This is a genomic window from Microvirga flocculans ATCC BAA-817, from assembly GCF_000518665.1.
Classification (GTDB): domain Bacteria; phylum Pseudomonadota; class Alphaproteobacteria; order Rhizobiales; family Beijerinckiaceae; genus Microvirga; species Microvirga flocculans.
Window position 1 is genome coordinate 69,342 of sequence record NZ_JAEA01000007.1, and the last position, 14,512, is coordinate 83,853.

Sequence of the window (14,512 nt, forward strand, 5' to 3'; positions counted from 1 at the left end):
GAGCGTCAGTACTTGATGGCGGCGAAGAACATTGCGAACAGGCCGTCGACCACGATCACCATGAAAATCGCCTTCACGACGGACGACGTGACGTGACGTCCGAGAGATTCTGCGGACCCTTCGACGGCGAAGCCTTCGATGGAGGCGATCAGTCCGATGATCAGCGCCATGAACGGCGCTTTGATGAGACCGACGAGGAATGTATTGAGACCGATGGCGTCTTTCAGACGCGCCATGAAGATATGGGGGTCGATTCCTTCATAGATCCAGGCCACGAGACCGCCGCCGAGAAGTGCGGCCAGATCCGACAGGAAAGTCAGCATCGGCAGGCCGATGATCAGAGCCAGAAGACGCGGAATGATCAGGACTTCCATAGGGTCGAGGCCCATGACCCTGATTGCGTCGATTTCTTCGCGCATCTTCATGGAGCCAAGCTCGGCCGTGAAGGCAGAGCCCGAGCGACCAGCGATCATGATCGAGGCGAGGAGAACGCCCAGTTCCCGGAGGACGAGGATGCCGACGAGATCGACGACGAAGGAGGTTGCCCCGAACTGTCGCAGTTGGAAGATGCCCTGCTGGGCAATGATGCCCCCGACCAGAAGCGAGATCAAGGCAATGATCGGCACGCCCCTGAGAGCGATGAGATCGAGCTGATTGATGAGCGATGTCGCTCGAAACTGGCTCGGTCTGATGAGAACGCGTCCTAGCGAAGTCATGAACTCGCCCAGGAAGGCGAGGCCGTTCATTGTCTCCCTGCCGATATCGATGACCCTTTGGCCCAGACCGGCCAGGATGTCGAAGACCATATGACGCTCCGCTTCCTGCTTCGGCGGAACCTCGTAATGGTCCACTTCGTCAAGCAGAATCCGGTGCTCGTCATGGGCGCTTTTGAAGGTCACGGCATAACCCTTGGTCTTGAGTTCATGCCGGGTGCGATCCAAAAGCCAGGCACCTGCCGTGTCGAGGCGTTCGATAGGGGAGAGGTCGAACGTCAGAATCTTGTCCCGAGCCTCCTGGATGAATTCCGTCACGGCGTCTTCCATTGCCGTGGCCTGCTGCGCGACCCACGAACCGGAGAGAACGATTTCTCTGCCATCCGGACCAAATCGCCAACGAGGCAGGCTAGGCGAGGGGCTCACCAGCGTATCCGGCGGAGGAGTGGGGCCCTTGAGGGTCATGGCAACTCACTCTCCCGCCTTTGGCTCAGTGCGACATCAGCACGGGGATCGTCATGGAGCGAAGGACCTCTCGCGTCGTGCCTCCCAGAACGGCTTCCCGGAAGCGCGAGTGGCCGTAGCCTCCCATCACCATCAGATCAACACCGCTGTCGGCCGCATGGGAGAGGAGCATGTCGGCCACGTCTATCTCATCGACGGGGAGAGACGTCGCCTCGGCTTGGATCCCGTGACGCGCTAGATGGCGCACCAGGTTCTTTTCCATGAGATGCAGCCTCGCATTCTCCCCCTTGGTGGCCGTGACGACTTCCACACGCCGTGCGAGCGTAAGGAACGGCAGGGCATCGGCAACCGCTCGCGCCGCGGGCACACCTCCATCCCAGGCTATCATCACGGAACCGATCTCCTCACGGATGGGGATATACGGCACGACGATCAGCGGGCGCCCCGCTCCGAAGAGGCATGCTTCGATCAGATCCGAACTGTCGACCCCGTCCGGATCGGGTTGAGGCAGAATGACTGTGTCGAAGCAGCGCGCGAGGCGGCTCAGGCCATCGCCGACCTCTCCGGCGATGGCCTTGAAACGCGCAACTTCGATGGACCTGCCGATTTGCCGTGCGGCGTGCGAGAATTCTTGAATGGCCTTGTCGGCGGAGGCCTCCGCATCTTCCCTGATGCGGGCGAGCAGATCCTCGGAGAGTTCCGCAGGCAGGTGCGGAGGAAGCGATGGCTCGACGACGGGGACAGCTGCCGTCAAGGAGGCTCCGCAAGCTGCCGCGAGCGAAAGCCCATAGGAGCCGGCTTTGCTCGCGCCGGTATCGACGAAAACGAGCAGATCCTTGAGCGCCATCCTTCTCTCCCATGGCCATGCGGACGAGACGGCCGATTACGGTTCGCACGGCCGAGCATGGTGTAAAGTTGGATTCGAACTTTGATCTAGCGCAATCTTCGCTTTCGGCCATGGCGGGCTTCAATGTCCAAAGATCGCCGGAAGGAAGTCCGCAGCCCGCCGTGCTGCGGATTGGAGGGCCGTTCCACAGGGCCGGACGCTACGGAGCGCATGTGACCGGGACCAGAGCGGATCTTATGGAGGCGACGATGTCGGCCGCCGCGAGGGGCTGGGAAGCCGCTCCGCTTGGCTGAGCTGGAGAATGAGGAGGCATCCCAGCGAGTTCGGGATTTGGGACAACTGGATACTTGGCGGCCGGAATGATGCCTGCAATCTTTTGACGTCCCGAGGGCACCGTGCCGACCAATCCGACGAGGGAGCCGGACATGTCCAGAACAGGCGCCCCGCCCATTCCAGGCTGCAGCGGGGCGGAGATCATGCCGGCGTCCTCGGCTTGCGCAGGCAACGCGAAGAGGTTCGCCTTCTCTCCCTCGCCAACGAAACCGACGACCAGGAGCGGTGAGCTCTCCACAAGGGGTCCGCGTGCGGCCTTGAGCGGTTGCGCCTTCAGATCCTCGGCGAAGTCCAGCACAAAGGGACCGCGGCCGGCGACGTGGCGCGGTTCGAGGCCGGACACCCGTACCGATTTGCAGGAAGCAAGCGGAGCCGCGGTCACGACCTGGCGGCTGCCGACGGCAATGCCGGTGCCGATCAAATTCAGCGCCTGCGGCTTGGCCGGGAGTGCGGGTTCCGGAGCCTGGGCGATGGAAGCCGCGCCGGCCTGTGCTGGGAAGGGCGTGAAGCTGTTGGCGATCGCCACGACGAGACGGTCGATCTGAGACGCCATTGCCTTGTCGTAGCCGATCGAGAATCCGCGCAGGCCTTCGGGGCCGCTGCTGTAGCGGGTATAGAAGCGACCGGTTGCCGTTTCGCCGGCAACGACGAAAAAGTCGGGGCGGAGCACCTTGTAGCTCACCACCCGGCCGGGTGTCTGGATGGCGACATTGCGGTCGTAGAGCGATTGGAGGGTCGCGTCCGGCGGCGCCGTTCGCGTGTCGAGCGTCACCTTGTCATCCGCACTCTGCCAGCGGCTGCCACCGTTCGTGTTCGCACTTTGCTTGGGAAGGATCTTCAGGGGGATTCCGATGCGGACCCCGCTCTTGGTATCGTCGACCAGCGTAAAGCCGGCGGCCTTGCGAGCCTGCTGGGCGGCATCGAGCAGGGCCGTACGGGCCTGCAGGGGGAGAATCCCGTTCGGTGGTTGGCGCAGCCGCGCTTGATAGGCGGCGATGGAGGTAAAGGTCTGGCGACCGAACGCCCCGTCTGCCACACCGCTGTAGTCTCCCGTCCATATCAAGGCCTCCTGGAGCGCCTTCCGGTCACCTTCGGACAATTCTTCGAAGGCGATGCGCGCGGCATCGATGGCGGCATCGGCGGGAACAACCCGTGAAGAGAGGAGCGGCTGCGCTCGCGAGGCCTGAAGGACGAAGGGAGTGAACAGGGCGAGCACGAGAGGGAAGAGAGCGAGTGCTCGCAGGCGTGGGTAGCCCATGGGTGGGATCCTTCAAAAAACTGGACCATTTTCCCAAACTCTCGTCGCTGACGCTAGTGTCGAGCGAGCGACGCGGTGCTAAGGTCGGATGCCTTATCAAAACGTGTGAGAACACGAGGAGCATCCCATGGTCCGATCTCTGCTGCGCGCTGCCCTCGTCGTCGCGGGCTTGATGGGAGGTGGGGGTGTCGCTCACGCGCAGAAAAGCTTTGTCCAGGCAGACCTGGCGAGCCAGGCCGTTCGGCTGGAGCAGGCTTTGGCCACCGAGGGCGGGCGGCTGAGCGGAGGCAGGTCTGCCACGCAGTTGCGACGGGAAGGCGATGCTATCCTGGCGCGGGGCAATGCCCGACAGGCGTTGAACCTCTTTGCCGCCGCCATCGCGACCGAGCCGGGAGCCTCTGCAGGCTGGTACGGCTATGCCCGGGCCGCCCTCGCCGTCGATCCAGGCAATAACTGGGAGGAGCGCGAGCGGCTCGATCTGCGCCGGGCAGCGGCGGCTTATGCAGCCTATCAGCGGGCCGGGACGCCTGCAGACGAGGCTGCGGCGCTGGCTCTTCTCGGTGAAGTCTACGCGGCCCAGGAAGCATGGCGTCCATCCCTGAACGCCTATGCGGCGAGCCTGAGGATTCAGGATGATCCGAACGTCCGTTCGACCTATGAGCAGTTGCGCGAGGAGCACGGCTTCAGGGTCACGGATTTCAAGGTCGATTCGGATTCCGCTTCGCCGCGTGTCTGCTTCCAGTTCTCGGATCCGCTCGCGGCAGGAAAGGTGGACTTCGCGCCTTACGTAGCCGTTTCCGGGAACGCCAACGCCGCCGTTTCCGCCGAGGCGCAGCAGCTTTGCGTCGATGGACTCAAGCACAGCGAGCGCTATGCCGTCGTGTTGCGGCAGGGGCTGCCGTCTTCCGTGGGCGAGAGCCTTCTGAAATCCGCAGATTACGAGATCTATGTCCGCGACCGGTCGCCTCAGGCGCGCTTCACGGGGCGCAACTATGTTCTGCCGAGCACCGGACAGGAGGGGATTCCGGTCGTCTCCGTGAACACGGCGAAGGTCGACATCGAGGTCTATCGCATCGGGGACCGCAATCTTCTGCCCACGGTCCGGTCCTATGATTTTCTCGGCCAGCTCAGCCGGTACTCCGCGGCCGAGATCGCGCGGGAGAAGGGCGTAAAAATCTGGAACGGCACGCTCGATACCGCATCCGACGTCAATCGAGACGTGATCACGGCCTTCCCCGTCATCGAGGCGGTCGGGAGGCTCGAGCCGGGCGTTTATGTCATGACGGCCAAGCCCCATGACGGCACGGCTATGGACAATGAAAGCGCTGAGGAATGGGGTAGCATTGCCACGCAATGGTTCGTGGTCTCCGATCTCGGTCTGACCGCGTTCACGGGGAAGGGCGGTGTGCAGGTCTTCGTGCGCTCTCTCGCCAGCGCCGAGCCTCGTGCCGATGTGGAAATCAGATTGGTCGCCCGCAACAACGAGGTTCTGGCGACGAAGAAAACCGACGCACTGGGTGTCGCCGCTTTCGATCCGGGGCTTGCCCGGGGCGAGGGAGGCCTTGCCCCTGGACTCGTCGTAGCGAATGAGGGGGGCGATTACGGCTTCCTCGATCTCGGCACTGCCGCCTTCGACCTTACGGATCGCGGCGTGAAGGGGCGCACGGTCTCCGGTGCCGTGGACGCCTACCTCTATACCGAGCGCGGCGTCTATCGCACCGGGGAGACGGTGGCGCTGACCGCGCTTCTGCGCAATGGCAGCGGTGCAGCAGTGCCGGGCGTACCTTTGACGCTCGTGGTGCGGCGTCCCGACGGCGTCGAATATCGCCGCGAGCTGGTTCAGGATCAAGGCCTGGGTGGACGTGCTCTGTCCATTCCCATTCTGCCGGGCTCTTTGCGGGGCACGTGGCGCGTGGCGGCTTACACCGATCCCAAGGGCCCCTCGGTCGGTGAGGTCAGCTTCCTCGTCGAAGATTACGTGCCCGAGCGTCTTGAGGTGAATCTGACGCCGAAGGTGGAAGCCTTGCGTCCAGGGCAACCGGCTCCTATCGAGCTGGCGGCACGCTATCTCTATGGCGCGCCGGGAGCCAATCTGGCCGTTACGGGCGATGTTTCGGTGGCGGTCTCTTCGATCCATGGAATCAAGGGACTCGAAGGCTATATCATCGGTCTCGACGACGAGCCGGTGGAGGCCGCAACGGCCGAGATCGAACAGAGCGTCGCCACGGACGCGCAGGGTCGCGCCAGCTTGCAGATTCCCGTGCAGGACCTGGCAGCTCCGCGGCCGACGGAAGCGCGCATCACGCTGCGTGTCGCCGAGACGGGTGGACGCGCTGTCGAGCGCAGCGTCACGTTGCCGATCCTGCCCAAGGGCCCTGTCGTGGCCGTGCGCAAGAACTTCAGCGGTCAGCTCGGTGAAGGCGCGAATGCGACCTTCGATGTGGTTCTGGCCGATGCCGCAGGCCGGCGGCTCGCGAGCGGCAATGTCGCCTGGAGCCTCTATAAGATCGAGCGGCGCTATCAATGGTACAATTCCGATGGGCGCTGGGGCTACGAACCGGTCAAGACGACACGCCGCGTGGCCGATGGGCGCATCGGTGTTGCAGCCGATGCGGCGTCGCGTATCTCGGCTCCGGTGGAGTGGGGGACCTACAGGCTCGATGTCAGCGCCGCCGATCTCGGTGAAACCGCTCAGACCAGCCTCTCGTTCACGGTGGGATGGTCGGGCGACCAGACGGCGGATACGCCGGATCTTCTCGATATGACCCTCGACAAGGCGGGCTATCGGGCGGGTGAGACCATGCAACTGCGCCTCAACCCGCGCTTCAAGGGCAAGGCGACCCTGGCGATCGTCGGCGACCGGGTGCACGATATCCGGGTGATCGATGTCGCGGCGGAGGGCTCCACGATCGGTCTGCCTGTGCAGACTGCCTGGGGTCCGGGAGCCTATGTCGTCGCCCTGGCCCACCGGCCGCTCGATCAGGCGGCAAAGCGCATGCCCGGCCGTTCGCTCGGAACGGCATGGTTCGAGATCGACCGGGAGAAGCGCGATCTGCAGGTGAGTTTGAACGCTCCGGACAAGATCAAGCCGCGCGGCAGCCTGGCTCTGCCGATCAAGGTTGCGGGTTTGGCGCCCGGTGAGGAGGCGCGCATCACCGTTGCCGCCGTCGATGTGGGCATCCTCAACCTCACGCGCTACGAGGCGCCCAACCCCTCCGTGTATTTCTTCGGTCAGAAGCAGCTATCCTCGGAAATCCGCGATCTTTACGGCTATCTCATCGACGGGATGCAAGGCTCGCGCGGTGCCATTCGTTCCGGCGGCGACATGGAGCCGAAGGCCCTTGACGGCATCCCGCCGACACAGGAACCCTTGGCGCGCTTCTCCGGCGTGGTGAAGGTGGAGGCGGACGGGTCCGCGAATGTGGATTTCGACATCCCTGCCTTTAACGGCACCGTCCGGGTCATGGCCGTTGCATGGACGAAAGATCGTGTCGGCAGTGCCAGCGCCGACGTGATCGTTCGTGATCCCGTGGTCCTGACCGGCACGCTCCCGCGTTTCCTGTCCGTCGGCGACCGGTCCCGCTTCTTCATGCAGTTCGACAATGTGGAGGGGCCGGCGGGTGATTACACTGTCGATCTCGACATTCGCGGTCCAGTTCTCGTGGCGGCGGACGCTCTGCGCTCGACCGTCAGGCTCGACGCCAAGGCCAGGGGCAGCACGATCATTCCGGTCACTGCGGCAGGTCAAGGGCTGGCCGTGATCGATGTGACACTCAAAGGGCCGAACATCGAGCCCCTGTCTCAGAGCTTTGCCGTCGCCATCCAGCCCGGGACCGGGGCGCTCGTGCGTCGAACGGTGCAAAGCATCGTTCCGGGAGCAAGCCTTTCCCTCTCTCAGGACCTCGTTGCGGACATCTTGTCGGGTACCGGCACGGTATCCGTCTCCGTCTCGCCCCTTGCGAGCCTGGACGTGCCGGGCCTGCTCAAGACACTCGACCGCTATCCCTATGGCTGCACGGAGCAGGTCGTCAGCCGCGCGTTGCCGCTGCTCTATGTCAACCGGCTTGCCGGGGAGGAAAATCTCTCCCTCGACGACAAGGCGGACGAGCGTGTGCGGCGCGCCATCGAACGGGTGCTGTCGCGGCAGGATTCCAACGGCTCTTTCGGCTTGTGGTCGGTTGGCGGAGACGATCTGTGGCTCGATGCCTATGTCGGCGACTTCCTGACGCGTGCGCGGGAGCGCGGCTTCTCGGTGCCTCAGGTAGCCTTCAACCTCGCGATTGAACGGTTGCGGAACTTCGTCGCCAATACGACGCAGGTGGAAGAGAATGCGGCCGGTCTTGCATATGCGGCTTATGTTCTGGCGCGCAACGGCCGTCCGGTAATGGGGGATCTGCGCTATCTCGCCGACACGAAGATGGATGCCTTTACGTCGCCGTTGTCCCGCGGGCAGATCGCAGCCGCTCTTGCACTTTTGGGAGACCGGGCACGTGCGCAGGCGGCGTTCGGTGCGGCGGTCGATCTTCTCAGAAGCGAACGCGATACGGGCGCATACCGTGCGGATTACGGTTCTCGCCTGCGTGATGGGGCAGGACTTCTCACGCTTGCATCGGAGGTGGACAATGCTGCCTCCCTCATGCAGCCGGTGGCGAGAGTTATCGAGGAAGAGCGCGGCACCCGGCGCACCAGCACTCAGGAGGAAGCATGGCTCGTTCTTGCCGCTCAAGCCGTGGCCAGGGATGCGGAGAGCATCGTCCTGCGAACGAACGGCGCGGACCATCGCGGGGCCTTTTACCGCACCTATAAGGATGTGACGCTGGCCAACGATTCGGTCGCTCTCACAAATGCTGGATCGGTGCCGGTTCAGGCCGTGGTGACGGTCACGGGCAATCCGATCGAGCCTGAGCCGGCCATATCGCGGGGCTATACGCTGGATCGCAGTTATTATCGCCTCGACGGCAGTCCAATTCAGCCGTCCGCCGTACGGCAGAACGAGCGTCTCGTCGTCGTGCTGAAAGTCACCGAGGCGCAAGCGCGCGAGGCGAGGCTGCTTCTGGTGGATCGTCTGCCCGCCGGCTTCGAGATCGACAATCCGAAGCTCGTGGACAGCGACACGGTGGCAAACCTTGCATGGCTGAAGCGGGATGTGGAGCCGGCCCACACGGAGTACCGTGACGATCGCTTCGTCGCCGCCTTCGACCGGCAGCCGGATCAACCGGCCTTCTTTTCAGTGGCCTACATGATCCGCGCCGTCTCGCCCGGCGTTTACGTGCATCCCTCGGCCCTCGTCGAGGATATGTACAGGCCCGAGCGCTACGGCCGCACGGCATTCGGCTCCGTTGAGGTGGTTCAGGCGCGATAACGATGAAGGGCGAGGGAAAGCACCTAAAGCTGAAGCGAGTGACAATTCTCGCCGTGGCCGTGGCGTTGTCCCTCATTGTTTGCGCTCTCGTGCTGTGGCGGGCCGTTGAAGGTCTGGGGCCGCTCGACCTGACGATTGCCGATAACCGCTCGACCGTCGTGCTCGATCGCCATGGACAGTTGCTTCGCCCCTTCGCGACCCGCGAGGGGCGCTGGCGGCTTCCGGTTGAAGTCTCCGATGTCGACCCGCGCTATTTCGCGATCCTGAAGGCCTATGAGGATTCGCGCTTCGACCGGCATTTCGGCGTCGATCCGTTGGCGCTCCTGAGAGCGGCCGCGCAATTTGCCGGCAATGGCCGGATCGTTTCCGGCGGCTCGACATTGACCATGCAGGTTGCGCGCCTTCTGGAACCGCGCGACGAGCGGACATTGACGACAAAATTCCGTCAAATGGTTCGGGCAATCCAGCTTGAGAGCCGTTACTCGAAGGACGAGATCCTGCGGCTTTACCTCACCCTGGCGCCCTATGGCGGCAATCTGGAAGGGATTCGCGCGGCGAGCCTCTCCTATTTCGGGCGTGAGCCGAAACGTCTCTCCTTCAGCGAAGCCGCCCTTCTCGTGGCGCTGCCGCAGGCACCGGAGACGCGGCGTCCGGATCGCTTCGTCCGACATGCGACGGCTGCGCGCAACCGGGTGCTCGACCGGGCCCGAGAGAGCAACGTGATCTCCGCAGCCGAAGCCGAGGCCGCGAAAGCCGCGCCTGTGCCTGACACCCGCCGTCCCTTTCCGATGCTGGCGGCTCATGCAGCGGAAGCGGCCATCGCGGCGCGGCCGGACCGGACCATGCATCGGCTCGCCATCGATGCCCGGTTGCAGGTGAGCCTCGAACGCCTGGCACGCGAACGGATCGAGAGGCTCGATCCAAGGCTATCTGTTGCGATCCTGGTGCTCGACAATGTGACGGGCGAGATTCGCGCGCAGGTCGGCAGCCCCGATTACATGAGCCGGGATCGGTCCGGAGCCATCGACATGACGCTGGCGCTGCGTTCGCCCGGTTCCGCTCTCAAGCCCTTCATCTATGCCCTTGCATTCGAGAGCGGACTGGCACACCCCGAGACGCTGCTCGACGACAGGCCCTCCCGCTATGGAATTTATCAGCCGGAGAATTTCGACCTCGCGTTCCAGGGGACAGTGACGGCGCGCAAGGCCCTGCAATTGTCTCTCAACGTGCCTGCGGTCGAATTGCTGAACGAATTGGGGCCTGCCCGCCTGCTGGCGCGACTGCGGGATACGGAAACCGCCATTGCGCTGCCGAAGGAGGCCGCCCCCGGGCTTGCCGTCGGTCTCGGCGGCCTCGGCATCACGCTTACGGATCTGACGCGGCTCTACAGCGGCCTTGCGCGGGGAGGATCGGTGCCGAATCTCAAGCGCTATGCCGATGACGCCGCATCATCGGGGCCTGAGCGTCGTATCGCCGATCCTGTTTCGGCTTGGTATGTCTTCGACATTCTTCGTGGCGCTCCACCCCCTGATAACGCCCTTGCCGGGCGTATCGCCTATAAGACTGGTACGTCCTACGGCTATCGCGATGCGTGGGCCGTCGGGTACGACAGGCAGTTCACGATCGGGGTTTGGGTCGGGCGGCCCGACGGCACGGCGGTTCCAGGGCTCGTCGGCCGCCTCGCGGCCGCGCCGATCCTGTTCGATGCTTATGGCCGCCTGGGCCTTGAGCCGGAAGCCCTGACGATGCCTCCCTTCGCTCTCCAGGCGACGACTGCAACACTGCCGCCGCCCCTGCGCCATGTCCGCAAGGATGTGCCAAAGACCATTGCCTCGACAATCCAGGCTCCTCTCAAGATTGCGTTCCCGCTCGACGGATCGCGTGTGGAACTCGGCTTGTCTCAACCGTCGGAGGGGAAGGGAAGTCTCGTCCTCAAGGCGTCCGGCGGCGTACCTCCGATGACGTGGCTTGTGGATGGAGCCCCTGTGGAGGCCGGCACCATGCGCCGTGAAGCTCACTGGCAGCCGGATGGGGCTGGGTTCGTTCGCCTGTCCGTGATCGATGCAAAGGGAGCGACGGACAGCGTCATGGTGCGAGTGGAGTAGGGACTAGAACCCGTCTCGATAAAACTTCTCTGCGCTCCAGGTAGGGCCAGCCCCTCGACCGATCTGCGCCAAACTCTCCATCGCTGTGCCTACCTCGAATTCCCTATATGGTTCTCTGGCGCTCAACGGCTTGGCGATTACGAGAGGTCCGGCGGTCAGGAACATCCAGCAGCGCTTTTTCCTCGGGCCTCAGGAGCCTGACCGCACCCCTCGGTAAATCGCCGAGCTGCAGCCCACCGACTTCGATCCTGACAAGGCGCATGACATCGGCACCGCACGCGGCAAGCAGACGGCGGATCTGGCGGTTCTTTCCTTCGCTCAGGACCACTTCAAGCCATGCATTGTGGGTTCCTGCTCGAAGCAACCTTGCAGATTTCGTGGCGAGACGCTCACCCTCGAGAACCATGCCCGTCTCAAGCCGGTCGAACAGGGTATCGTCAGCCATGCGGTCGATCTGAACATGGTAGACTTTTTCGACATTGGAGGCGGGATCCAGTATACGCTGCGCCCAGCGGGTGTCGTTGGTAAGAAGCAACAGGCCTTCGCTGGCCTTGTCGAGGCGCCCGACGGGCGAAACGAACGGCAAATCGAGCCCTGTGAGACAGTCGTACACCGTTCCACGCTGTTGGGGATCGTCGCGTGTCGTCACCAATCCGCGAGGCTTGTTGAGCATCAGGTACACTTTGCGCTCGGCCGCGACCGGTTGATCGTCTACGGCAATGCGAGCGCGACGCGGATCGATGCGCACCGTCGCATGACGGACGACGTGACCGTCGACACGCACGCGCCCTTCGGCAATCAGGGCTTCAGCTTGCGTTCGGGAACAGAAGCCGAGTTTTGACAAAGCGCGCGCAAGGCTCACGACAGCGCCGTCATTGCGCCGCGCGCCTTTCACGCCTCTCACCCGAGGCGGATGGGTCATAATGGTATCGTCTTTGAGTTAGATCGAAAAGTGCAATAGGAAGCTGCAGGCTTTGTCGCTCAAGCTCATCAGGAAATTCGACATTGCGGGTTAATAGGCGAGCCTGGCTTCGTCCAAGATTGTCGCGCCCGACTCAGAATGCCTTTCTTGACGGCCTTGCCAATGAAGGTTCGTTCCGGCATGGGGACTACAGACAATCTATCTCGCTCCTGAGAAATTGACTTTCGATCCATATCTCTTGTCGTGTTGGCATAGACAATGCAACCCTCTCGAAGTCATCGGACTGCGTTTTCTGGACAATGGATCGCCTGTCCCGCGTGCGACTGGCAGATTCATTTGGCGTTAACTCATCCTGCTCATCAGGACGCGCGGAGCCAATGGCGGGGATTGCTTGGCTTGAGAGACTTTCCGGACAAAGCTTGGCAGAGCTCTTCCATGGATCTCAGATTGTGAATGGGGCGAAGCTCATCGACATAAGGAAGCATCGCGCGGATACCGGAGGCGCGAGCCTCGAAGGCCTCGAAGCGAAGGAGAGGATTTAGCCATATCAGGTGGCGGCATGAGCGTCTGAGACGGTCCATCTCGAAGGTCAGATCTGTCGTTACCTCACGCTCGAGACCATCCGTGAACAGCAGAACGATGGCGCCCTGACCGAGAACCCGGCGCGACCAATGGCGGTTGAAGTCGTGCAGGGCTTGGGCAATGCGCGTCCCACCCTCCCAATCCTGAACGCGCTTCGCCGCACGTGCGAGCGCCTCATCCGGATCGCGGCTCGTCAGTTCGCGACTGATGTTGGTCAGGCGTGTTGCAAAGACGAAGGAGTGAACCTTTCGCCTCTTTTCGGCGATCGCGTGCAGGAAGTGCAGGAATAGTCGCGAGTATTCCGCCATGGACCCCGAGATATCGATCAGCGCCACAACCGGGGCATGCCTCACGGTAGGAGAGCGGTAGGAGAGATCGATTATGGAACCGCCTCCACGCAGTGAGCGTCGAAAGGTTCTGCGCGGGTCGATCCGTCGCCCTCTCGCGTCCGGCAGGAAACGTCGCGTCGTCACCTCGTCTTCGGGCAAGGACATGGTGGCGATCAGACGTTTTGCGATCGTGATTTCGGAGGCCGACATCTGCGCGAAGTCCTTCGCCTTCAGAACCTCCCGATCGGACACGGTGAGGCGCGCAGAGAATTCTGTCTTCTCGACCGGTTTAGGCTCATCCTGTCGGTGTGCCGTCAAGGCTTCCGCAACGCGCAGCGCGCCAGCCTGAGGCTTTTTGTCTTCCTGCCTTCCAGGGGCTATCGGCGACATTTGAGCGATGAGCTTTTCGATCAGCGCGCGGCGTCGCCAGAAGATTCTGAAGGCTTGATCGAAGAGAATGGTATGCTCGTGACGCTTCACGAAGACGGCGTGGAGCGTCCAGTAAAAATCTTCGCGCGTGCCGATGCCGGCAGCTTCGACTGCCACGATGGCATCCAGAATCGCGCCTGGTCCAACAGGAAGGCCGGCATGCCGAAGGGCGCGCGCAAAATAGGCAATGTTGTCAGCAAGATGGCCTTCGCCTTGTGAAGAGAAAGCGGCGGTCAACCTGCTGTCCTCAAGGCGTCCTGGACCCGGTCGAGCATGTCCTTGGCCCTGCTGCCTTGCATTTTTTGAATGTCGTCCTGGTATTTCAGCAGAACGCCAAGCGTGTCGGATACCAGCTCCGGATCGAGCGCGACGGCGTCGAGTTCCACCAGCGCCGAAGCCCAGTCGAGAGTTTCGGCGACGCCAGGGGCTTTGAACAGGTCTTCCTGGCGGATTGCCTGGACGAAGGCGACGATCTCCTGGGACAGTCGCTCGGGAGCCTGCGGCACGCGGCTCCTGAGAATGGCGAGTTCCCGCTCCGCGTCTGGATAATCGACCCAATGGTAGAGGCAGCGCCGCTTGAGCGCGTCATGGATCTCTCGCGTGCGATTGGACGTAATGATGACGATCGGCGGATGCTCAGCCTTGACGGTGCCGAGTTCCGGAATCGTAACCTGGAAATCGGAAAGAACCTCCAGAAGGAAGGCTTCGAAAGCCTCATCCGTGCGGTCGAGCTCGTCGATCAGGAGAACGGGAGGACCTGACGTATCAGGTTCGAGTGCTTTCAGAAGGGGCCGCTTCACGAGGTAACGCTCGGAGAACAGGTCGCTCTCCAGGAGATCCCGGTCCACCGTCCCTCCAGCTTCGGCAAGCCTGATCGCCATCATCTGTCCAGCGTAGTTCCACTCGTAGACCGCGGAGGTGATATCGAGGCCCTCGTAGCATTGCAGTCGGATCAGACGGCGTTCGAGGGCAGATGACAGGACCTTCGCGATTTCCGTCTTGCCGACGCCGGCTTCGCCTTCCAGGAAGAGCGGTCGTCCGAGTTTCAGCGCGAGAAACAGAACCGTCGCCAGCGGGCGGTCTGCGACATAGCCCGCGCCTTTCAGGAGAGCGAGCGTTTCGTCGATGGAGCCGGGTTGTTCAGCCACGGGTCTCAATGCTCCCCAA

General features: G+C 62.9%; 8 protein-coding genes. 2 read left to right on the top strand and 6 right to left on the bottom strand.

The features are described 5' to 3' along the window. Positions 1 to 5: 5 nt before the first annotated feature. From L879_RS0108715 to L879_RS21030, 3 genes are all read right to left on the bottom strand, one after another. Positions 6 to 1,178, bottom strand: coding sequence for an ABC transporter permease (locus tag L879_RS0108715; RefSeq protein ID WP_084020847.1), 1,173 nt, complete (start codon positions 1,176 to 1,178; stop codon positions 6 to 8). 25 nt (positions 1,179 to 1,203) lie between these two features. Further along, complete coding sequence (locus tag L879_RS0108720) at positions 1,204 to 2,025, bottom strand: universal stress protein (protein WP_027315765.1); 822 nt, start codon at positions 2,023 to 2,025, stop codon at positions 1,204 to 1,206. A 199-nt stretch (positions 2,026 to 2,224) separates the two neighbouring features. After that, a complete protein-coding gene (locus L879_RS21030; RefSeq protein ID WP_035459122.1) occupies positions 2,225 to 3,616 on the bottom strand; it encodes a peptidoglycan-binding protein in 1,392 nt (463 codons plus the stop codon). 172 nt (positions 3,617 to 3,788) lie between these two features. Between L879_RS21030 and L879_RS0108730 the strand changes: the two genes are divergently transcribed. Further along, complete coding sequence (locus tag L879_RS0108730) at positions 3,789 to 8,978, top strand: alpha-2-macroglobulin family protein (RefSeq protein ID WP_245265205.1); 5,190 nt, start codon at positions 3,789 to 3,791, stop codon at positions 8,976 to 8,978. 2 nt (positions 8,979 to 8,980) lie between these two features. Beyond that, the gene (gene pbpC, locus L879_RS0108735) at positions 8,981 to 11,083 is read left to right on the top strand and encodes a penicillin-binding protein 1C (RefSeq protein ID WP_035459125.1); all 2,103 of its coding nucleotides are present in this window, start codon (positions 8,981 to 8,983) and stop codon (positions 11,081 to 11,083) included. 103 nt (positions 11,084 to 11,186) lie between these two features. On the opposite strand, the gene L879_RS0108740 is transcribed toward pbpC, so the two are convergent. The 3 genes from L879_RS0108740 to L879_RS0108750 all read right to left on the bottom strand — a co-directional run bounded on the left by L879_RS0108740 (position 11,187) and on the right by L879_RS0108750 (position 14,493). Then, on the bottom strand, positions 11,187 to 12,005 hold the full coding sequence (locus L879_RS0108740; RefSeq protein WP_027315768.1) for a pseudouridine synthase: 819 nt from the start codon (positions 12,003 to 12,005) through the stop codon (positions 11,187 to 11,189). A gap of 359 nt (positions 12,006 to 12,364) precedes the next feature. Further along, complete coding sequence (locus L879_RS0108745; protein ID WP_027315769.1) at positions 12,365 to 13,582, bottom strand: vWA domain-containing protein; 1,218 nt, start codon at positions 13,580 to 13,582, stop codon at positions 12,365 to 12,367. After that, positions 13,579 to 14,493, bottom strand: a complete 915-nt coding sequence (locus L879_RS0108750; RefSeq protein WP_027315770.1) for an AAA family ATPase — start codon at positions 14,491 to 14,493, stop codon at positions 13,579 to 13,581. Before L879_RS0108750 ends, L879_RS0108745 begins: the two co-directional genes overlap by 4 nt. Positions 14,494 to 14,512 lie beyond the last annotated feature (19 nt).